The sequence below is a fragment of the Rhodococcus sp. P4_B6 genome, from assembly GCF_056402215.1.
In genome coordinates, this window is sequence record NZ_JBFUHV010000066.1 from 1 (window position 1) to 19,667 (window position 19,667).

The window sequence follows — 19,667 nt, forward strand, 5'->3', positions numbered from 1 at the left end:
GTCCCTGTGCGGTGCGGTTCTCGGCTCGTGGCTGCTGCTGCACCTCCCCGAAACGGTGTTCGAACTCGTCGTCCCGGTGCTGCTGATCCTCGCCCTGATCCTGGTGGTGCTGCAGCCGAAGATCCAGGCCTGGGCGAAGCAGCGTGGCAGCCACGAGGCGGGCCTGAGCACGGCGCGACTCACCCTGCTGACCGTCGGCACGTTCGCCGTCGGCGTGTACGGCGGATACTTCACCGCTGCGCAGGGCATTCTGCTGATGGGCGTGATGGGCGCGATCCTGCCGGAGAGCCTGCAACGGATGAACGGCGCGAAGAATCTGCTGTCGCTCATCGTCAACGTCGTCGCGGCGACCGCGTACACGCTCGTGGCCTTCGACCGGATCAGCTGGGCGGCCGCCGGCCTCATCGCGGTGGGCTCGCTGCTCGGAGGCGTCCTCGGCGCCCGCTACGGCCGCCGCCTGTCCCCCACCGCACTACGGGGAACCATCGTCGTCGTCGGTCTCATCGGCCTGTTCCGGCTGCTCGCATAGTCACGCATGCACCCTCCCGCTCCCCCATACTGAGTCGGTGAGCAACGAAGTAGAGCACCCGGGCTGGACCTATCTCATGGACATGGACGGCGTTCTCGTCCACGAAGAGCATCTGGTCCCCGGCGCCGACCTGTTCCTGGCCGAACTCCGGGAGTCCGGCACCCCGTTCATCGTCCTGACCAACAATTCCATCAGGACTCCGCGCGATCTCCGCGCCCGGCTGCTCCGCACCGGCCTGGACATTCCCGAGGAATCGATCTGGACGTCCGCCCTGGCCACCGCGACGTTCCTGGCGAACCAGCGCCCCGGCGGCAGCGCCTACGTCGTCGGCGAATCCGGGCTCACCACCGCACTGCACGACATCGGATACGTCCTCACCGAGAACGATCCCGACTACGTGGTCCTCGGCGAGACCCGCACCTATTCCTTCGAGGCCATCACCACCGCAATTCGACTGGTGGAGAGAGGCGCTCGCTTCATCGCCACCAACCCCGACCCCACCGGACCGTCGCGCGAGGGTTCCCTTCCGGCCACGGGATCCGTTGCGGCACTGATCAGCCGGGCCACCGGCCGCGACCCGTACTACGTGGGCAAGCCGAACGCGCTGATGATGCGCTCGGCCCTGCGGGCCATCGGCGCGCACTCCGCGAACACACTGATGATCGGTGACCGCATGGACACCGACATCGTCTGCGGTCTCGAGGCCGGGCTGCAGACCATCCTCGTCCTCACCGGAATCTCGACGCGGGATTCGGTGGAGTTGTTCCCCTACCGCCCCACCGCGGTCCTCAAATCGGTCGCCGACCTGGTCGGCCGCACGTCGGATCCGTTCGGCGATGCGGCTGCGCCACCCGTGAGTACTTATTAACCGCCGGACGTTAACAAGTACTTACGGGTGGCGGCAGCCGGTGACGCCGCGGAGGGAGGCTGCCTTGTACGTCCCGAACGTGATCCGGTTCCCGTCTCCACCGGCGAACGTCACATCGTGACGTCCGGGCTCGTCGACGTGGACGTCGAGCCGATCCATCCCGGCGTCGGCGGCGACCGCGCGGGCCGCCGCCAGCACCGCCGTCCAGTCGTCGTCGCGGATCGGGTTGTCGGACAGTAGCGCTCGCGTGGTGACGGACTTCCCCGCCGTGTAGGCATACGGTCCGGGGCATCCGCCACCCTGGCTGCGTTCACGATGCCACCGCCACTGGACATCCGGAGCGAGCGCGCCGACGGCTTCGCTGATCCGCACCAGCGCATCGGTGACGTGTCTCTCGGTGACGGCGAGCGTCGGCCTGCCGCTCAGGCTCTCGGCCGCCGCCGCGATCTCCTCGTCGCCGAAGTTGTACGGGTTGTCCGTCATGCCACCACATCCGCTCGTCAGGATCGCCGCGCCGATCACGGCGACCGTCTTCGTCACCCACCGGATCGTCACCGGAGCGCCAGTTCCGGCAGACCCGCCGCGATCACGGACATGTTGTAGCCCGACGCCCGGAGTTCGCCGTTGTCACTCGGCCGTGGATACTCGCTGTGCCCGTTGGCATCTTCCCGCCGGACGCCGTCGGGGGTCGTCGCCGCACGCACCGACAGTTGCTCGAGATCGGTCTGCACCGGATCCGGTCCGAGCCGGCCGAACCCGTCAGCCACGGTGATCGGGTCGTCGTGCGCGCGCATCACGAACCCGTGGCCGGGTGCCAGCCCGAGGTCCGATTCGTCGTTCGCATCGAAGCCGGGCGAACCGTAGAACACGGCGTCGTCCACCGGTTGCCGCGGTCCCGCTACCTGCAGGGCCAGGCCCTGGGTGTACGAACCATACGAATGTCCGAGGGCGGTGATGTGCGGGTCGGGCGTCTGCGAGGCGACGTCGAGACCCTCGTAGAACGAGGCGAGCTTCGGGGCTCCCGCGGTCGCGCGGTCGGACTGCCATGCATCGAGGAGCCATCCGCGCCCGAGGTTCTGGTCGATGAACGGGACGTCGTAATTGCCCGGGCCCGTGGTGGTCGGCGGCTGATACCCGAGCCACGCGATCGTCGACACCGTGTCGCCGGTGTGTCCGGACAGGTCCAGCTGCCGTTCGATTTCCGCCTTCAGCGCCCTCGCCTCGTCGGTCATTCCGGCGAGGGAGCCGACGGTGGTGTCGATGCCCGGGGTGGTGACGGAGATGTGGTCGGCGGTGTCGGGGTCGCCGAGCGCGAACGCGGCCATCGTCCGTTCACCCGACTGCAGGTCGAGCAGCATCAGCCTGCCGTCCGGGTGGTCGCGGACGAGTGCCTCGAGGTGGTCGAGGTCCTGCAGCTTCTGCTCGGCATACCACAGGTGTGCATCGTCGTCGGTGAACGCGCCACCGAACACGTTGTGGTCCAGCCTCTCCCGGAGGCGGTCCCGTTCCCACTCCCACCGCGACCGCTCGTCGGCGAATCGGCTCACGTTCGCCTCGTGCCGCACCGCGGACGGAATGCCGTCACGGGCGCCCACCCACTCGGGATGCCGCTCGATCACCTCGCGCCGCTGAGCTGTGGGCAGGGCATCCCAGTACTCGCGGTTGGCGAGCGGGGAACCGTCTGGTGGCGGCGCGGGGGCGGACAGGCCGCGACCCACCTCACCGGGTTCGACACCGCCGTCCGCGGCCCGCGTCAGGACGGCAGCCGCGTCGTCGACGAGGTCCTCCGCCTGCAGGATCAACGCCCGGGCCGCGGCACCCAGTTCGGCGCGGATTTCCTCGCGCCCCGACGCGTCCGGCACGTCGACCGGCGGTCCCGGTACGTCCTCGACGTCCCCGTTGTCCGACACTGCCATACCGTGGGCGAGAGCAGTGTCCCGGACGCCGTCGAGTTCGGTCTGCAAGTGCGTGACCGCGTCGAACAACTCGCGGGTCAGCGATTCGACGACGGCGACCGACGCCGCCTCGCCGCTCAGTTCATCCGCGGCGATCCGGAACCGCTCACGTGCGGCGTCCGCAGCCTCGTCCTGCCACGCCGGCAACCAGCCGATGTCGGCGAGACCGTCCTGCACGAACGCGATGGTCGCCGCCCGCTCGGACAGCGACCGTTGCACGGCCTGCAGCGCGCGGACGTCCCACTGGGTTATGTCCCTCAGATTCACGATCCCCCCCAGGATGCATAATGCCCGTACCCTAGCGGATCGATCGCGCCCGCGGGAGTCCGATCTCGTCTCGACCGACACGAAGGATCGAAAATGAGCGGTTCCACCCACGTCGACACCGGTACCCTGCGCGCAGCGGCCGGTCAGCTCGACGCCCTGTTCGACGATGCACTCTCACGGCTGAACCCCATCGACGCTGCCGTCGCCGACTCGGGGGCTGCGTGGCCGGACGCGGCCGGTGCCGGGTTCGCCCTGTTCACGTCCTACCTCGACGGCAGGCAGGAGTCGTTGCAGCGCACCCTCGCCGAGATGTCGGCGACACTCGTCGAGTGCGCCCACCGATACGACACCCAGGACGCCACGACCGCCGAGCGCCTCCACGCGGTCGCGCCGGCCACGAGCCTCGACCTCTAGGCCCTCCGGGCTCGTGCGCCGTTCTGGTTGCTGGAACAACCAGAAAGGCGCACGGGCGCGAAGCGCCTATCCCAGTGCCTGCTCCAGGTCGGTCAGGAGGTCGGCGGTGTCTTCCAGTCCGACGGACAGCCGGACGACGCCGTCGGTGATGCCCACTGCCGCACGACCTTCCGGGCCCATCGCCCGGTGGGTGGTGGTGGCCGGGTGGGTGATGAGCGACTTGGAGTCGCCGAGGTTGTTGGAGATGTTGACCAGCCGCAGGGCGTCGAGGAGTTCGAACGCCCGCTTCTTCGCTTCGCTCTCGGGCGCGTTCAGCGCGAAGGTGACGACGGTGCCACCGCCGCTCATCTGCCGCTTGGCGAGGTCGTACTGGGGGTGCGACTCGAGATACGGGTACTTGACCCAGTCGACGGCGGAGTGGCCTTCGAGGAACTGGGCGATCTCCAGTGCCGAGCCGACGGAGTGCCGCACCCGGATCGGCATCGTCTCGAGCCCCTTGAGGAGCGTCCACGCGTTGAACGGGCTCAGTGCCGGCCCGGTGTGGCGCATGAGGTTCTGGACGGGTCCCTCGATGTAGTCCTTCGGACCGAGGATCGCCCCGCCGAGCACGCGGCCCTGGCCGTCGATGTGCTTGGTGCCGGAGTAGACGACGATGTCGGCGCCCAGTTCCAGGCTGTGCTGCAGCAGCGGGGTCGCGAACACGTTGTCGAGCACGACCTTGGCGCCGGCGGCGTGTGCGAGTTCCGCCACCCGGGGCACGTCCACGAGTGTCTGCATCGGGTTCGATGGTGTCTCGAAGAACACCGCGGTGGTCGGCTCGGACAGAGCCTTCTCCCATTGGTCGAGGTCTTCACCGTCGACGAACACCGTCTCCACACCCCAGCGGGGCAGGATCTCGTTGCACACCACGAAGCAGGAGCCGAACAGGCTGCGCGCCGCGACGAGTCGGTCGCCTGCCTTGAGCAGCGCACCGAGTGCGGTGAACACCGCGGACATTCCGCTGGCGGTGCCGAAGCAGGCCTCCGCGCCCTCGATGAGGCGCAGCCGCTCCTCGAACATCTTGACGGTGGGGTTGCCGTACCGGGAGTAGACGAAGTGGTCGATGTCGCCGGTGAACGACGCCTCGGCCGCTCCCGCGCTCTCGAACACGAAACCGGAGTTCAGGAAAATCGCTTCGGACGTCTCTTCGAAGCCGGAACGGAGGGTTCCTCCGCGCACGCTGATCGTGCCCTGGCCGATGTCGTCCGGCAGCGCCTTCTGAAACGCGCCGCCTTGAGGAATTGCACTCACCACTGCCTCCACGGCAGGCCCAGAGCCCGCCAGCCGACCGCCCCACGATGACCGTCGGCGTCCAGGCCGCCTTCGAAACCGTCGAGCACGTTGTACGACGGGCCGATGCCCGCCGCTGTCGCGGCTTCCGCCGCACCGATGGACCGCTGGCCGGAGCGACACAGGAAGATCACCGGGGCGTTGTCGCCGCCCGCGATCCCGGCCTCCTTCAGCTGGTCCACGAAGTTGTCGTTACGACTGCCCGTCGGGTAGCTGACCCATTCGATCAGCACGGTCTTCCGCCCGAGGGAGGTCGTGTCGGGGACTCCGACGTATTTCCACTCGGCGTCCGTCCGCACGTCTACCAGCACCGCGTCGGGATTGTCGCGGAGCAGCTCCCAGGCATGCTCCGGCGTTATGTCGCCTGCGTAACTCACCATGTCAGCTTTTCACAACCCTGTTCTGTGCGCCCTTCCGGGCAACGGTCAGTTGCAGACGACCCATGTCTCGCCGTCCCGCGTCAATTGCCAGGTATCCGTCGTCTCGCCCTTGCCGTCGTCGGCGCTGACCCGGACCTCTGCCCGGGCACGGTCGCCGTTGACCTCGGACGACTCGACGCCCTGCAGCGTGACGTCGCCTTCCCTGCCCCGGAGCACGGACCGGTCGTCGGACCACGTCGGGCAGACCAGCGTCTTCTGCAGATCGGCGTCGTCGTGGTTGTGGGCCTGGATGAAGTCGGCGACCGAACGGTTGATGCGGTCCGCTTCCGTGACGTTCTCGTCGGCGGGCGAGAGCATGCTGGACACCACGATGGCGACGAGGATGACGACGATGACGGTGACGGCGGCGATGAACGGCACCGCCGTGATGCGCCGGGGATCCACCGAATCTTCCGCGCCTCCCACGTCGTGCTGAGGCGATTCGCTCGAACCGGACATGACTTCCCTTCGATCTCGGCTGGCCACGAGTGTATAGAGCTGCCCCTACAAATCGTGTTTGTGACCCCCCAACGCGGAGGCGACTACCCTCTACAGGCGTGAGTCCCGAGAATGGGCTTTGCCCTGTCTGCTGCACCTCGGCCACCCGATTAGGCTGGGCTTAATTTAAGCTGAGGTTTCGTTGTCCGCCCTTCAGAAGGTAGTTCGCTCCAGATGACTGATCAGACACGTCCGTTGCGCGTTGCGATCGTGGGTGCCGGCCCCGCCGGTATCTACGCAGCCGACGCACTCATGAAATCCGATGCCGCGTCTGACGGCGGGATCAGCATCGACCTCTTCGAGCGGATGCCTGCCCCCTTCGGTCTGATCCGGTACGGCGTCGCCCCCGACCACCCGCGCATCAAGGGCATCATCACCGCCCTGCACAAGGTGCTCGACAAGCCGTCGGTCCGCCTGCTGGGCAACATCGACTACGGCAGCGACATCACCCTCGAAGACCTGCACAGCTTCTACGACGCGGTGATCTTCTCCACCGGCGCCAACGCCGACCGCGCCCTCAACATCCCGGGCATCGAACTCGACGGCAGCTACGGCGCCGCCGACTTCGTCTCCTGGTACGACGGCCACCCCGACGTCCCGCGCACCTGGCCCCTCGAGGCCGAGAAGGTCGCCGTCCTCGGTGTCGGCAACGTCGCCCTCGACATCGCGCGCGTCCTCGCCAAGACCGGCGACGAACTGCTGCCGACGGAGATCCCCGCCAACGTCTACGAGGGACTCAAGGCCAACAAGGCCGTCGAGGTCCACGTGTTCGGTCGCCGCGGACCGGCGCAGGCCAAGTTCACCCCCCTCGAGCTGCGTGAACTCGATCACTCGCCGACGATCGAGGTCATCGTCGATCCCGAGGACATCGACTACGACGAGGGCTCCGAGCAGGCGCGCCGCAACTCCAAGCAGGTCGACATGGTCGCCAACACCCTGCAGGACTGGGCCATCCGCGACGTGGGCAACCGCCCGCACAAGCTGTTCCTGCACTTCTTCGAGTCGCCCACCGAGGTGCTCGGCGAGGACGGCAAGGTCGTCGGTCTGCGCACCGAGCGCACCCAGCTGGACGGCACCGGCAACGTCAAGGGCACCGGCAAGTTCAACGACTGGGACGTCCAGGCCGTGTACCGCGCCGTGGGTTACCTGTCGCAGAACATCGCGAAGCTGCCGTTCGACGAGCAGGCGGGCACCGTCCCGAACGAGGCCGGACGCGTCATCGCCGACGACACCGCCGAGGGCAACGCCCGGTTCATGCCGGCCACCTACGTCACCGGCTGGATCAAGCGCGGCCCGGTCGGCCTGATCGGACACACCAAGGGCGACGCGAACGAGACCGTCGCGAACCTGCTCGAGGACCGGACCGGCTTCCCCGAGCCCGCGAACCCGGGCGAGGACGCGATCATCGAGTTCCTCGAGGGCAAGCAGGTCCCCTACACCACCTGGCAGGGCTGGTACCGCCTCGACGCGCACGAGCGCAGCCTGGGCGAGCCCGAGGGCCGCGAGCGGATCAAGGTCGTCGAGCGTGAGGACATGCTCAAGGCCAGCGAGCCCGACAAGGCCTGATCTTCCGACTCGGTGCGAAGGGAACCTCCCGCGGGAGGTTCCCTTCCGTCGTCTCGGACCAGGTGTCTCCGGATGGCCGCGAGGCTCACCCCGGTTGCTGACGCGATGCCCCGCGCCGTCGCCCGCAGAAGGCAGGATATGAGTCGTGTTTGACGCCCACGTTCACATCATCGATCCCCGGTTCCCGGTGGTCGAGAACCACGGCTACCTTCCGGAGCCGTTCACCGTCGCCGACTACCGCGCCCGCACGGCAGGCTTCGGCGTGGACGGCGGCGCCGTCGTCACGGCCTCGTACCAGGGCACCGATCAGAATTACCTGAAAGCCGCGCTCGAGGAGCTCGGCCCCAGCTGGGTGGGCGTCACCCAGATGGAACTCGACACCACCGACGAGAGCATCCTCGAACTCGACCGCGCCGGGGTCCGGGCCGTCCGGTTCAACCTTCGGCGCAGCGCGACCGACGTGAAGCTCCTCACCAAACAGGCCCTGCGGGCGTACGAGCTGGCCGGCTGGCACGCCGAGTTCTACGTGGACGCCACCCTGCTGCTGTCGCTCGAGCCGGTGTTCGCCAAACTGCCCGCCGTGTGCATCGACCATCTGGGGATGTCGACGCGGGGCCTGCCGTACCTCCTCGATCTCGTCGACCGGGGAGTCCGGGTGAAGGCCACCGGGTTCGGGCGGACCACCATCGAGAACGTCGGCGACGTGCTGCGCAAGATCCACGCCGTCAACCCCGAGGCGCTGATGTTCGGCACCGACCTACCGGGCAGCCGATCCCGAAGAGTGTTCCAGGACAGCGACATCGACATCGTGGCGGACGCCGTCGGCGACGACTTCGACAAGGTCATGGGCGGCAACGCGCGTGCGTGGTACCGCTGCGACACTCCGGACGGACGCTGCTAGCACGCAGGCCCCTCGTCAGCAGCCTTCCATCTGCACGCTGTTCATCGACACCATCTCGGCCACCGGCGGCGTCTGCGGCTGCGACACCAGCCACGTGTTGTAGTTCTGCATCTGATCGCAGTCCAGCTGTTCGCGGCGCTCCTGCCGCCGCTCCCGCTGCCGGTCGTCCATGTCGTCGCCGTTCCGGTCGACGGCGATGCCACCGGTGGTCGAGCCGTTGGCCTGCCGTTCCAGCCCGCGGACGCCGTCGGGGGTCATGATCCAGCCGAGGGTGTAGTCGGTGCCGTCGTGGTTGGTGGTGGCCCGGAACAGCCCGTCCTCCGCGGCGACAGGTTTAGCGGTGAACGCCTTGTCGGGCATGCCCGGCGCGCTGACCTGCCCCGTCACGGTGCCGTTGCTCATCGACGCGGTGAGCGTCGCCCCGTCCGGCGAAGACAGCGTCGCTTTGTCACCCTCCATGGTGCCGGTCATCCACGTCCACATCTGGTCCCCGTCGCACAGGAAGGCGACCATGTCGTTCCCCGACCTGGCCAGCGCAACGTATGCGTCGGATCCGTCGACCGACCCGACATAGGTCGGGTCCATCTGCGGGGTCATCACGAAGGGCGACGGAATCTTCTCCATCATGTTCGACGCGGGCGCCGCTGCGCCGCTGCTCGTGGCCTCCGCGGCGCTGGTGGCGCTCGGCGCGGACGAGTCGGACGAGTCGTTGCCGCAGCCACTCAGTGCGAGGGTCGCGGCAGCGAGCGGGGCCAGGATCCAGGTCGTCTTCTTGTTCACGGCGCATTCCTCCGCTAGCCGGGAAGATCAACATCCGCATTTCATCATCGCAGGTGGAGGTCGCTCCTGGATACCCCCGGCGACGATTTCGGCGACCTACGTCGCGACCACCGCGGTCAGCCACACCCCCGACGCGATCAGGGCGCCGAGCAGTTCGATCAGCATCGACAGTCCGACGGCCTTGCACGCGTGCCACGTCGACGCCCACGCCCGGTTGTGGGCACGCAACCGGTACAGCTCGCCCACATACGTTCCCGCGATGAACCCGAGAAACAGTCCCACCACGGGAACGACGAAGAACCCCACGATCCCGAGCAGCCCACCGACGATCAGCGACACGTTGGGCACGCCGGCGCTGCGCATCCGCTTGCCGGGCCAGGTGTATTTGACGACACCGCTGATCACGGGGAACAGCGTGGCGACCGCGAACACCGTCCACGCCGTCGCACCGCCGGTCATGATGGCCCACACCAGGATTGCGGCGAAGATGAGGATCGTGCCGGGCAGGATCGGGATGACGATCCCGACGAGCCCGACCACGATGGCCAGGCCGACGAGGACTTCTGCGCCCGGACTCACGCGACGGGCTCGACGCGGGACGCCGCCTCCCGCGCACGGCTGCGGGCGGTCTCGACGTCCGGCCCCGTGGACACGGCGACGCCCATCCGCCTCCGCGCGAAGCTCTCCGGCTTGCCGAACAGCCGCAGGTCGGTCTCGGGGACGGCCATCGCGTCGGCGACACCCTCGAAGCCGATCCCGGCGGCATCCAGTTTTCCGTAGATCACCGCGGACGCACCGGGTGTCGTGAGGGTGGTGTCGACGGGCAACCCGAGGATCGCACGGGCATGCAGTTCGAACTCCGAGAGTCGTTGCGTCCGAAGGGTGACCAGTCCCGTGTCGTGCGGGCGGGGGCTGACCTCCGAGAAATACACGTCGTCACCCTTCACGAACAGTTCCACCCCGAAGATCCCGCGGCCGCCCAGCGCCGACGTCACCTTCTCCGCCACCTCGCGCGAGCGGGCGAGCGCCGTGTCGCTCATCGGTTGCGGCTGCCACGACTCCACGTAGTCACCCGAATCCTGCAGGTGCCCGATCGGCTCGCAGAAGAAGGTGCCCACCTCGCCGTCGGAGCCGATCGCCCGGACGGTGAGTTGGGTGATCTCGTAGTCGAAGTCGACGAACCCCTCCACGATGACGCGGCCGTAATTGACGCGGCCGCCCGCGAGCGCGTAGTCCCAGGCCTTCTCGACGTCGTCGGCGGCACGCACCGTGGACTGCCCCTTGCCGGACGAAGACATCACCGGCTTGATCACGCAGGGAAAGCCGATGCGTCCGGTCGCCGCCCGGACCTCCTCGAGCGATTCTGCGAACTCGTACGGCGACGTGGGCAGTCCCAGTTCCTCCGCCGCGAGCCGCCGGATTCCCTCGCGGTTCATGGTCAGCTGCGTCGCCCGCGCGGTGGGCACCACGACCGCGACGCCGCGCTCCTCGACCGTGGCCAGCGCATCGGTGGCGATGGCCTCGATCTCGGGCACCACGAAATGCGGCTTCTCGGCGTCGACGAGCCGAAGCAGCGCCTCCGGGTCGCTCATGTCGATCGTATGCGCGCGGTGCGCCACCTGATGGCCCGGCGCCTTGTCGTAGCGGTCGACGGCGATCACCTCGACCCCCAGCCGCTGGAGGGCGATGATCACCTCCTTGCCCAGCTCACCCGACCCGAGCAGCATGACGCGGGTCGCGCCTGCCGTCAGAGGGGTACCGAACCGTCCGGGTGCCTGTTCACGCATAGTCACAACTATATGCGGGCACAGTTTCTCTATGCGGGCACGGTTTCGCACCAGCGCCTACTTCAGCAGCCGCGACATCCGGCGGTCGGCGAGCACCTTGCCTCCGGTCTGGCACGTCGCGCAGTACTGAAAAGACTTCTCCGCGAACGACACTTCTCGCACGGTGTCACCGCAGACGGGGCAGGGCAGACCGGTTCGGGCATGGACGCGCATCCCGGACCGCTTCTCCCCCTTCAGCCGTGCCGCGTCCTGGCCGAGCGACCTGTCGACGGCGTCGGTGAGCACGGAACGCATCGCGTCGTACAGCACGTGCACCTGGTCTTCCGGCAGGGTGCGTGACGTCGCGAACGGGGAAATCTTTGCGGTGTGCAGGATTTCGTCGGAGTAGGCGTTGCCGACGCCGGCGAGCAGCGACTGGTCGACGAGCGCGTTCTTGATCCGCGCCGACGTGGTGGACAGCAGCGCCGCGAACTCGGGTTCGGTGACGGCGAGGGCATCGGGCCCGAGCCGGGCTATCCCCTCCACCTCCTGCGGGTCGTGCACCAGCCACACCGCGAGCCGCTTCTTCGTGCCAGCCTCGGTCAGGTCGAACGCCGGCGTCGCGCCCTCCGGGGTGAAGAAGTGCACCCGCAGCGCCAGTGGGCCCTTGCCCGGTTTCGGCGGCGCAACAGACGGGTTGTCGGTCCAGCGCAGCCAGCCCCCACGCGACAGGTGGGTGACGAGCCACAACCCGGAGCAGTCGAGCGCGAGGTGCTTGCCGAACCGGGCGGCACCCGTGACGTCGCGGCCCTGCAGGGCGGTGATCGGGGGGTCGAACGTCTTCAGCACGCTCAGGGCCGCCACGTCCACCCGGCCCACGACCGCTCCCACGGCGTGTTCACGCAGGAACTCGGCTAACGCCTCCACCTCGGGCAGCTCGGGCATGTTCCCAGGCTAACGGCATGTGAGCGGGAAAGTGTGCTCCTCCACACTTTCGCACTCACCTGCGGAGGAGGTAGGTGTCCATGATCCAGCCCTTGCGTTCGCGCAGTTCGGCGCGCACCCGCTGAATCTCGTCCTCGACGTCGCGGAGGCGACCGGAGATCAGCACCTCGTCGGGGGTGCCCAGGTAGGCGCCCCACCAGATCTGGACGTCGTCGCCGGGGACCTGCGTGAACGTGCAGTGGGCATCGAGCATGACCACCGCGTTGTCGACGCCGTCGGGCAGCCCCTCGGCGAGGCGGCGTCCGGTGGTGACGTGGACGGGTTCGCCGATCCGGTTGAGCACGATCCGATGCTGGGCGGCCAGCGACTGCACGCTGGTCACGCCCGGGATCACCGAGTAGTCGAACGACACGTTGCCGCGGGCGAGCACCCGCTCGACGATCCGCAGCGTGCTGTCGTACAGCGACGGGTCGCCCCAGACCAGGATCGCCCCGACCCCCGGCTCCGACGCGAACTCGGCCTCGAACAGCGCCGCCCGGCGCTCGTGCCAGTCGTCGACGACACCCTCGTAGTCGGACGGCGTGCGGTCGCGGGGCGGGTCGACGATGTCCACGACGCGGTACGGGCCGGCGACGTGCTCCTCGAGGATGCCGGTGCGGAGATCGACGAGGTCCTGCTTCTCGTCGCCCTTGCCGATGACGAAGAACACGTCCGCCTTGTTCATCGCCTTGATCGCCTGGACCGTCACCTGGTCGGGGTCGCCGGCGCCGATTCCGATCACGAAGAGTTCACGCATGTGGCGAGGCTAACGCTCGTGCGCCTTTCCGGTTGCTCCAGCTACCGGAAAGGCGCACGGGTGGCGGAGCCGCCTATGCTCGTACCGTGACATCTGTGCCGACCCCGTACGAAGACCTGCTCCGACTCGTCATGGACACGGGCACCCCGAAGGCCGACCGCACCGGGACCGGCACGAAGAGCGTCTTCGGGCATCAGATGCGCTGGAACCTCGCGGACGGGTTTCCGTTGATCACCACGAAGAAGGTGCACCTCAAGTCGATCGTGTACGAACTGCTGTGGTTCCTGCGCGGCGATTCCAACGTGAAGTGGCTCCAGGACAACGGCGTCACGATCTGGGACGAGTGGGCAGACGCGGACGGCGAACTTGGCCCGGTCTACGGCGTGCAGTGGCGCAGCTGGCCGACCCCGTCCGGCGAGCACATCGATCAGATCAGCCAGACCATCGAGACACTGAAGTCGAACCCGGATTCGCGTCGCATCATCGTGTCGGCGTGGAACGTCGGCGACATYCCGCAGATGGCGCTGGCGCCGTGCCACGCGTTCTTCCAGTTCTACGTCGCGGACGGCAAGCTGTCGTGCCAGTTGTACCAGCGCAGCGCCGACATGTTCCTGGGCGTGCCGTTCAACATCGCAAGTTACGCGCTCCTCACCCACATGGTGGCGCAGCAGGCCGGGCTCGAACCGGGCGACTTCATCTGGACAGGCGGCGACTGCCACATCTACGACAACCACGTCGACCAGGTCACCGAGCAGTTGAGCCGGGAGCCGTTGCCGTATCCGACGCTGAAACTGAACCGGCGGGATTCGATCTTCGACTACACGTTCGAGGACGTGGAGATCGTCGACTACCGGCACCATCCGGCCATCAAGGCGCCGGTGGCCGTCTAGTGGCCCGCGAGGTCAAGCTGGTCTGGGCGCAGGGTGTCGGCGGCGTCATCGGTCGCGACAACACGATCCCGTGGCACGTCCCCGAGGACATGGCGTACTTCAAGAAGGTGACGCAGGGCCACCCCGTGATCATGGGCCGCAGGACGTGGGACTCGCTGCCCCCGCGATTCCGGCCCCTGCCGGGTCGGCGCAACATCGTGATCAGCCGTCAGCCCGACTGGGCTGCGGAGGGGGCGGAGTCCGCCGACGGCATCGCCTCGGCGCTCGCGCTCACCGACGAGGACGTCTGCGTCATCGGCGGCGGCCAGATCTACACGGCGGCAATGCCGTTCGCCACGCAGCTGCTGGTCTCCGAGATCGACGTGACGATCGACGGCGACGCCTGGGCACCCCCCATCGACGAGTCCTGGCACGCACAGGACACCGGTGAGTGGCTCACGTCGGCGAAGGACGGCACCCGGTACCGCTGGATCACCTACACCCGGCGCTGACCGGCCACCTGTTTGCCACCGCACCGTTACCCGATTCGACGGGTGACGATGGGCGCAGTGGTTCATACTCACAGCATGGACAAGAAGTCACTGACCGCCCTTGCCCGTCAGCAACTGAAGTTGGCAGGCGGGACGTCCAGCGGCCGCAGTTCGCAGACCGTGTACGGCGGGCATCGACGTAGCCTCCGGCAGACCGTCGTCGCCCTGGCCGCGGGTCAGAAGATGGCCGAACACGAGAGCCCGGGCGAGGCCACCCTGTTCATTCTCAGCGGCAAACTGAACCTCGTGGCCGGCGAGGACTCGTGGAAGGGTTCCACCGGCGATCTGCTGGTCCTCCCGACGGACCGGCACAGCGTCGAGGCCATCGAGGATGTCGCGTTCCTGCTCACCGTCGCCATGTGACGGTCGTGCGCGATCGTCTCGAGGATTCCGTTCGGAGCCTGAACCCGGGCTACTTCGCGATCGTCATGGCCAGCGGGATCATCTCGGTGGGCATGAAACTGGGCGGATTCGACGTGCTCTCGGTTCTGCTGTTCATCGTCTGCGCCGCGGCCTACGTGACGCTGGTGATCCTCACGATCTGGCGGATCGYGGCGTATCGCCGTCAGGTCGTCGACGACCTGACGGACGCGAGCCGCGGATTCGGTTTCTTCACGTTCATCGCCGGGACCGATGTGTTCGGCGTGCGCCTGGCGATGGACGGCCACCACGCTGCCACCGCGGTGCTGCTCACCGTCGCCGGGCTGACCTGGATCGTGCTCGGCTACGTCGTCCCGTGGACCGCCGTCCTGGGCACGTCCGAACGTCCGGTGGTGGCACGTGCCAATGGAACCTGGTTCATCTGGGTGGTCGCCGCCCAGTCGGTGGCCGTGGCCGCCGCGACCCTCGAACCGGTGTACGACGGCGCCCGCCGGTTCCTGGCCGTGGTCGCCGTCTTCACCTGGTCGATCGGGGTGTGCCTGTACGGCGCGGCGGGGATCTTCGTCGCCGCACGGATGTTGCTGTATCCGCTGCGGCCGCGCGACCTCACGGCGCCGTACTGGGTGGCGATGGGTGCGTGTGCGATCACCGTCCTGGCCGGCGCCCGCATCGTCGAGATGGAGGACGCGCCGATGGTGAACGCCACACGTGGGCTCATCGGCGGATTCGCGGTGGTGTTCTGGGCGTTCGCGACCTGGCTCATCCCGGTCCTGGTGGCCGCCGGATGGTGGCGTCACATCACCAACAAGGTGCCGCTGCGCTACGACGCCACCGTGTGGAGCATCGTCTTCCCCCTCGGCATGTACGCGGTCGCCGGCATCTACCTGGGCCGGGCGGATCACATCCCGCTCGTCGGTATGGTCGGTAGTGCCGAACTGTGGTGTGCATTCACCGTGTGGTGCGTGGCGTTCGTCGTCATGGTGGTGCATCTCTGGCGGTCGGTGGTGCAGGTCGGACCGGCAACAGTGGAGACGCAGGAGAGCGCATGACGGAAACCCCACCCGTGATCGAGGTATCGGTGGCTGCGGCGCCGTCGGTCGTATGGCCTGCCCTGCGCGACCCGGAGTTGCTTCGCCGCTGGCACGGCTGGGACTGCGAGGGCCTGGACGACGAGATCAGGGAAATCTACTTCGGCGACGACGTGACGGAGGACGCCGAGGCCTTCATCCTCGCCCTCGGCGGCGCCGACCGGTTCAGCCTCCACGAGCTCGACGGCACCACGCTGGTGCGGATCACCCGGCCGCCCCGGGGCGCCGATCCCGCCGCCGACGACTGGTACGACGACGTCACCGAGGGCTGGACCACGTTTCTGCAGTTCCTCAAGTTCGGCATCGAACGGCACGGACTCGACGAGCGTCGCACACTGTTTCTGCAAGGCCCGGTCGCGGACGGAGATTCGGCGCGGCACCTGCTCGGCCTCGACAAGCTCGCGGGCCTGACGGTGGGCGATCACTTCACCGCGGTCGCCGACACGGGCGACCTGCTGCACGGGGTGGTGTGTTTCGTCGGCGAGCACCAGACCGCGGTGAGCGTCGACGATCTCGGCCCCGGACTGTTGCAGTTCGGCGAGCAGCCCGTCAACGCGGCGCGTCCGAACGGCGGTGCGCAGATCCTCCTGGCCGCCTACGGCCTGGACGACGAGGAGTGGGCCGAACTCGAGCAGCGCTGGACGGAGTGGTGGCAGGCCCGGCCGGGGGCCGAACCTGCCACCTGAGTTCTCGACCGGTCAGGCGAGCACGGTGCCCAGTGTGGGCCACCAGATCGTGCTCTTGACGACGTTCGGCCCCACCTGGTGGTTCAGCGAGCCGTACACGGCCGCCACGACGAGACCGCTGCCGAGCCCGGCGACCGGCGGAGTGGAGACGACAGTGGGAACCGCGACGTTGTTCTGGTCCAGCTTCACGATGCCGCTGGCACCGGTGGCGAAGCTGTAGTACACGACGTCGAGTTCGGCGCCGGTCTGGTCGTTCGCGATGACGCCCGGTCCGCCGAAGAATCCGAAGCGGAACTGGTTGCTCATGTTGGTCGCCACGCCCGCTCCGTACAGCTGTCCGAGAACGGGACCGCCCTGCCCGGTGTCGGAGTACGCCGGGACCTGGAAGATCTGACCCGGCAGGGCGATGTTCGTCGCCGCCGTGTCGGTCGGGGATGCGGCAAGTCGCTCGATGGCGGCCTCCGCCTCGGGGTTTCCGGCGGCCACGGTGCGCAGCTTCGTGATCGCGGTCGCCGGGTCGACGACGGGAGCGGAATCTGCGGGCTGCGCCGACACGACACCGGTGAACATCATCGTCGCTGCCACTGCAGCGGTCAGACCTGCCGCGATACGTCGTGCGAAGTGCCGTCGATTCATTCTTCTTCTCCCTCGTCACGTCAATGGGTAAGCATTAGTTCGGATGAGTAAACACTCGAGCTCTTATCGACGCCGTGGTTCGCGGTGTTACGCGTCCCTCAGACCTATGCTGCTGGCATGGGATCGGATGGTGGGCACGAGGCGAGGATCAGTGAGTTCCGGGAGGGGCTCGCCGACGTGGTCCCCACCCGCCGAAGTCTGCAGCGCCTGTTCGAGGCGGTCCTCGTGGTCGGGTCGGGGCTGGAGCTGGATTCCACCCTGCAGCGCATCGTCACTTCGGCCACGTCCCTCCTCGGGGCCCGCTACGGCGCGCTCGGTGTCCACGCCCCCGACGGCGGGCTCTCGGAGTTCGTCTACGAGGGCATTACGCCGGAGGAGCGTGCGCGCATGGGCCACCTGCCCGAGGGCCGCGGGCTGCTGGGACTGCTGGTCCACGACCCCCGCCCGGTGCGCCTCGCCAACCTGGCCGATCACCCGGGGTCGATCGGCTTCCCGCCCAATCATCCACCGATGAAGAGCTTTCTGGGCATGCCGATCATGATGCGGGGCAAAGTTTTCGGAAGCATCTATCTCACCGAGAAACTCAGCGGACCCGAGTTCACCGACGAGGACGAGGTCATTCTGCGCGCGCTCGCGACGTCGGCAGGCGTGGCGGTGGAGAATTCCCGGCTGTTCGAGGAATCGCGGACGCGGGAGCGGTGGTTGACGGCCGTCGCGGCGATCACCTCCCGGCTGATGGTCGGCGGATCACTCGACGAAACGCTGCACACGCTCGCCGCCGAGGTACGCGAACTGTCCAGCGGTGACGAGGTCTTCATCGTCGTCACGCTCGGCGAGGGCGCGGTGGTCGGGGCGGACAGCACGGTGCGGCCGCTGCGCACCAACTTCCGAAGCGCCACCCAGGCCGAACCGTTCGCCGCAGTGCTGCGCTCCCGCACCCCCGCACTGCTGACGGGGATCGACGGTCTCGCACCGTTCTCCGCCGAGGCGGGCCGGGCCGCGGTGCTGCCGCTGTCGACGGCGTCGGGGGTCGGCGGGGTCCTGGTGGTCACGGCGCGCGGCACCGCTCCGTGGGATCCGGACGAGGTGGCCCGGCTCGAATCGGTGGCCGACCTCGCCGCCGTCGCGGTGGAGTTCGCCGATCAGCAGAGCAAGCAACGTCTGCTGTCGGTGCTCGCCGACCGCGACCGGATCGCGCGCGACCTGCACGACAACGTGATTCAGCGGTTGTTCGCCACCGGCATGAGCCTGCAGAGCACGCACGCGGTCGGGGACGTTCCGGACGGCGTGCGCTCCATCGTCTCCACTGCGGTCGAGCAACTCGATCGGACGGTGCGCGAGATCCGCACCACCATCTTCGATCTGCAGGCCACCGGCATCGCGTCGGCGACCAGTCTGCGCCGCCGCCTGCTCGACGTGATCGGCGACCTCACCTCCCATTCGCCGGTCGCGCCGAACGTCCAGTTCACCGGCGCCATCGACACTCTCGTGCCCAGCCGCATCCACCCGCACGCGGAGGCGGTGTTGCGCGAAGCCCTGAGCAACGCGCTGCGGCACGCGCGGGCCACCACCATCGACATCTCGGTGGCCGCCGCGGACGACCTCGTTGTCACCGTCGCGGACGACGGCATCGGGATCGCCGACGGCGCCCGGCGCAGCGGACTGGACAATCTCGATCGGCGCGCCGAGCACTGCGGCGGCACCTGCACCGTCGATTCCGCCGACGGGGGAACCGTCGTCACGTGGCGGGTACCGTTGACGTGACGAAACTGTCAGTGCTCTTTGCGTAACTCGGTGGCCAGCACCGCCGCCTGCGTGCGCCGCTGCATCCCCAATTTGGACAACAGCCGCGACACGTAGTTCTTGATCGTCTTCTCGGCGAGGAAGAGCCGCTCGGCGATCTCCCGGTTGGTGAGCCCCTCGCCGATCAGGTCGAACACGGCGCGTTCCTGCTCGGACAGTTGCGCCAGCGGGTCGTCCCGGCGGGCGGACCTGATCCGGTTCATCAGCGCCGACGTCGCCCTGCTGTCGAGCAGCGAACCGCCCTCCCCGACCGTCCGCACGGCCGCCACCAGGTCGGTGCCGAGGATCTGCTTCAGGACGAATCCGGACGCCCCGGCCATGATGGCGTCGAACAGCGCCTCGTCGTCGGAATACGACGTCAGCATCAGGCACCGCAGTTCGGGCAGCGCAGCGCGCAGGTCCCGGCACAGCTCGACACCGTTGCCGTCCGGCAACCGGACGTCGAGCACGGCGACGTCGGCGCCGCTGCCCGGGATCCGCGCCATCGCCTCACCGACCGACGCGGCCTCCCCGACCACCTCGAGGTCGGGCACGCTGCCGAGTAGATCGACCAGGCCTCGTCGCACGATCTCGTGGTCGTCGACCAGGAACACCCGCGTGGTCATGTGTGCACCTCCACC

General features: G+C 68.1%; 23 protein-coding genes. 11 read left to right on the top strand and 12 right to left on the bottom strand.

The window, feature by feature from the left end:
- Together AC1DWT_RS26940 and AC1DWT_RS26945 are read left to right on the top strand one after the other, a co-directional pair.
- Positions 1–529 (top strand): sulfite exporter TauE/SafE family protein (locus AC1DWT_RS26940; protein ID WP_477922961.1); only part of this gene is annotated, 529 nt, incomplete at its 5' end.
- A 76-nt stretch (positions 530–605) separates the two neighbouring features.
- The gene (locus AC1DWT_RS26945; protein ID WP_072947135.1) at positions 606–1,397 is read left to right on the top strand and encodes an HAD-IIA family hydrolase; all 792 of its coding nucleotides are present in this window, start codon (positions 606–608) and stop codon (positions 1,395–1,397) included.
- A gap of 21 nt (positions 1,398–1,418) precedes the next feature.
- Here the strand turns inward: AC1DWT_RS26945 and AC1DWT_RS26950 are convergent, their stop codons facing one another.
- Together AC1DWT_RS26950 and AC1DWT_RS26955 are read right to left on the bottom strand one after the other, a co-directional pair.
- Positions 1,419–1,937, bottom strand: a complete 519-nt coding sequence (locus tag AC1DWT_RS26950; RefSeq protein ID WP_241031320.1) for an LppA family lipoprotein — start codon at positions 1,935–1,937, stop codon at positions 1,419–1,421.
- Positions 1,938–1,948: 11 nt separating this feature from the next.
- Entirely contained in the window at positions 1,949–3,619 is a 1,671-nt protein-coding gene (locus tag AC1DWT_RS26955; protein WP_206013196.1) for an alpha/beta hydrolase, read from the bottom strand.
- A gap of 93 nt (positions 3,620–3,712) precedes the next feature.
- Here AC1DWT_RS26955 and AC1DWT_RS26960 point away from each other — a divergent pair, with 93 nt between their 5' ends.
- A complete protein-coding gene (locus AC1DWT_RS26960) occupies positions 3,713–4,033 on the top strand; it encodes a WXG100 family type VII secretion target (RefSeq protein WP_206013198.1) in 321 nt (106 codons plus the stop codon).
- 66 nt (positions 4,034–4,099) lie between these two features.
- On the opposite strand, the gene AC1DWT_RS26965 is transcribed toward AC1DWT_RS26960, so the two are convergent.
- From AC1DWT_RS26965 to AC1DWT_RS26975, 3 genes are read right to left on the bottom strand one after another with little or no spacing between them, the layout of a single operon-like run.
- Entirely contained in the window at positions 4,100–5,323 is a 1,224-nt protein-coding gene (locus tag AC1DWT_RS26965) for an O-succinylhomoserine sulfhydrylase (protein WP_083395780.1), read from the bottom strand.
- Positions 5,320–5,739: a rhodanese-like domain-containing protein gene (locus tag AC1DWT_RS26970; protein WP_072947168.1), complete on the bottom strand. Its 420-nt coding sequence runs from the start codon at positions 5,737–5,739 to the stop codon at positions 5,320–5,322. The genes AC1DWT_RS26965 and AC1DWT_RS26970 overlap by 4 nt, the downstream gene beginning before the upstream one ends.
- A 48-nt stretch (positions 5,740–5,787) precedes the next feature.
- Positions 5,788–6,240, bottom strand: a complete 453-nt coding sequence (locus tag AC1DWT_RS26975) for an Rv0361 family membrane protein (RefSeq protein ID WP_206013200.1) — start codon at positions 6,238–6,240, stop codon at positions 5,788–5,790.
- Positions 6,241–6,453: 213 nt separating this feature from the next.
- Between AC1DWT_RS26975 and AC1DWT_RS26980 the strand changes: the two genes are divergently transcribed.
- Both AC1DWT_RS26980 and AC1DWT_RS26985 read left to right on the top strand, forming a co-directional pair.
- Entirely contained in the window at positions 6,454–7,845 is a 1,392-nt protein-coding gene (locus AC1DWT_RS26980) for an FAD-dependent oxidoreductase (protein ID WP_072947150.1), read from the top strand.
- A 145-nt stretch (positions 7,846–7,990) separates the two neighbouring features.
- Positions 7,991–8,746: an amidohydrolase family protein gene (locus AC1DWT_RS26985; RefSeq protein ID WP_072947151.1), complete on the top strand. Its 756-nt coding sequence runs from the start codon at positions 7,991–7,993 to the stop codon at positions 8,744–8,746.
- Positions 8,747–8,761: 15 nt separating this feature from the next.
- On the opposite strand, the gene AC1DWT_RS26990 is transcribed toward AC1DWT_RS26985, so the two are convergent.
- From AC1DWT_RS26990 to cobF, 5 genes are all read right to left on the bottom strand, one after another.
- Positions 8,762–9,526 (bottom strand): hypothetical protein, encoded by a 765-nt coding sequence (locus tag AC1DWT_RS26990; RefSeq protein ID WP_206013202.1) that lies wholly within the window; start codon positions 9,524–9,526, stop codon positions 8,762–8,764.
- Positions 9,527–9,622: 96 nt separating this feature from the next.
- A complete protein-coding gene (locus AC1DWT_RS26995) occupies positions 9,623–10,105 on the bottom strand; it encodes a DUF456 domain-containing protein (protein WP_206013203.1) in 483 nt (160 codons plus the stop codon).
- The gene (gene purT, locus AC1DWT_RS27000; protein ID WP_206013205.1) at positions 10,102–11,313 is read right to left on the bottom strand and encodes a formate-dependent phosphoribosylglycinamide formyltransferase; all 1,212 of its coding nucleotides are present in this window, start codon (positions 11,311–11,313) and stop codon (positions 10,102–10,104) included. Before purT ends, AC1DWT_RS26995 begins: the two co-directional genes overlap by 4 nt.
- Before the next feature lie 57 nt (positions 11,314–11,370).
- On the bottom strand, positions 11,371–12,237 hold the full coding sequence (locus AC1DWT_RS27005; protein ID WP_072947155.1) for an Fpg/Nei family DNA glycosylase: 867 nt from the start codon (positions 12,235–12,237) through the stop codon (positions 11,371–11,373).
- Between the two features lie 55 nt (positions 12,238–12,292).
- Positions 12,293–13,033 carry a precorrin-6A synthase (deacetylating) gene (gene cobF / locus AC1DWT_RS27010; protein WP_072947156.1) on the bottom strand — a complete coding sequence of 247 codons (741 nt, stop codon included), beginning with the start codon at positions 13,031–13,033 and terminating at the stop codon, positions 12,293–12,295.
- Between the two features lie 131 nt (positions 13,034–13,164).
- Here cobF and AC1DWT_RS27015 point away from each other — a divergent pair, with 131 nt between their 5' ends.
- The 5 genes from AC1DWT_RS27015 (at position 13,165) to AC1DWT_RS27035 (ending at position 16,608) form a co-directional block, all read left to right on the top strand.
- Entirely contained in the window at positions 13,165–13,923 is a 759-nt protein-coding gene (locus AC1DWT_RS27015) for a thymidylate synthase (protein WP_236580952.1), read from the top strand.
- A complete protein-coding gene (locus AC1DWT_RS27020; protein WP_074933895.1) occupies positions 13,923–14,414 on the top strand; it encodes a dihydrofolate reductase in 492 nt (163 codons plus the stop codon). The genes AC1DWT_RS27015 and AC1DWT_RS27020 overlap by 1 nt, the downstream gene beginning before the upstream one ends.
- Positions 14,415–14,489: 75 nt before the next feature.
- Positions 14,490–14,816 (top strand): cupin domain-containing protein, encoded by a 327-nt coding sequence (locus tag AC1DWT_RS27025; RefSeq protein ID WP_012689167.1) that lies wholly within the window; start codon positions 14,490–14,492, stop codon positions 14,814–14,816.
- Positions 14,813–15,883 (top strand): tellurite resistance/C4-dicarboxylate transporter family protein, encoded by a 1,071-nt coding sequence (locus AC1DWT_RS27030; RefSeq protein ID WP_477922965.1) that lies wholly within the window; start codon positions 14,813–14,815, stop codon positions 15,881–15,883. Before AC1DWT_RS27025 ends, AC1DWT_RS27030 begins: the two co-directional genes overlap by 4 nt.
- Positions 15,880–16,608, top strand: coding sequence for an SRPBCC family protein (locus AC1DWT_RS27035; protein WP_206013208.1), 729 nt, complete (start codon positions 15,880–15,882; stop codon positions 16,606–16,608). The genes AC1DWT_RS27030 and AC1DWT_RS27035 overlap by 4 nt, the downstream gene beginning before the upstream one ends.
- 12 nt (positions 16,609–16,620) lie before the next feature.
- Here the strand turns inward: AC1DWT_RS27035 and AC1DWT_RS27040 are convergent, their stop codons facing one another.
- Positions 16,621–17,244 carry a Tat pathway signal protein gene (locus AC1DWT_RS27040; RefSeq protein ID WP_206013210.1) on the bottom strand — a complete coding sequence of 208 codons (624 nt, stop codon included), beginning with the start codon at positions 17,242–17,244 and terminating at the stop codon, positions 16,621–16,623.
- 117 nt (positions 17,245–17,361) lie between these two features.
- Between AC1DWT_RS27040 and AC1DWT_RS27045 the strand changes: the two genes are divergently transcribed.
- Positions 17,362–19,008, top strand: a complete 1,647-nt coding sequence (locus AC1DWT_RS27045) for a sensor histidine kinase (protein ID WP_206013211.1) — start codon at positions 17,362–17,364, stop codon at positions 19,006–19,008.
- Positions 19,009–19,016: 8 nt separating this feature from the next.
- On the opposite strand, the gene AC1DWT_RS27050 is transcribed toward AC1DWT_RS27045, so the two are convergent.
- The gene (locus AC1DWT_RS27050; RefSeq protein WP_072947172.1) at positions 19,017–19,652 is read right to left on the bottom strand and encodes a response regulator transcription factor; all 636 of its coding nucleotides are present in this window, start codon (positions 19,650–19,652) and stop codon (positions 19,017–19,019) included.
- Between the last annotated feature and the right edge of the window lie 15 nt (positions 19,653–19,667).

Coding starts and splice junctions, on each gene's coding strand:
- AC1DWT_RS26945 (WP_072947135.1), top strand. CDS start 606: ATGGACATGGACGGCGTTCTCGTCCACGAAGAGCATCTGGTCCCCGGC.
- AC1DWT_RS26960 (WP_206013198.1), top strand. CDS start 3,713: ATGAGCGGTTCCACCCACGTCGACACCGGTACCCTGCGCGCAGCGGCC.
- AC1DWT_RS26975 (WP_206013200.1), bottom strand. CDS start 6,240: ATGTCCGGTTCGAGCGAATCGCCTCAGCACGACGTGGGAGGCGCGGAA.
- AC1DWT_RS26980 (WP_072947150.1), top strand. CDS start 6,454: ATGACTGATCAGACACGTCCGTTGCGCGTTGCGATCGTGGGTGCCGGC.
- purT (WP_206013205.1), bottom strand. CDS start 11,313: ATGCGTGAACAGGCACCCGGACGGTTCGGTACCCCTCTGACGGCAGGC.
- AC1DWT_RS27005 (WP_072947155.1), bottom strand. CDS start 12,237: ATGCCCGAGCTGCCCGAGGTGGAGGCGTTAGCCGAGTTCCTGCGTGAA.
- cobF (WP_072947156.1), bottom strand. CDS start 13,033: ATGCGTGAACTCTTCGTGATCGGAATCGGCGCCGGCGACCCCGACCAG.
- AC1DWT_RS27025 (WP_012689167.1), top strand. CDS start 14,490: ATGGACAAGAAGTCACTGACCGCCCTTGCCCGTCAGCAACTGAAGTTG.
- AC1DWT_RS27035 (WP_206013208.1), top strand. CDS start 15,880: ATGACGGAAACCCCACCCGTGATCGAGGTATCGGTGGCTGCGGCGCCG.
- AC1DWT_RS27040 (WP_206013210.1), bottom strand. CDS start 17,244: ATGAATCGACGGCACTTCGCACGACGTATCGCGGCAGGTCTGACCGCT.
- AC1DWT_RS27045 (WP_206013211.1), top strand. CDS start 17,362: ATGGGATCGGATGGTGGGCACGAGGCGAGGATCAGTGAGTTCCGGGAG.
- AC1DWT_RS27050 (WP_072947172.1), bottom strand. CDS start 19,652: ATGACCACGCGGGTGTTCCTGGTCGACGACCACGAGATCGTGCGACGA.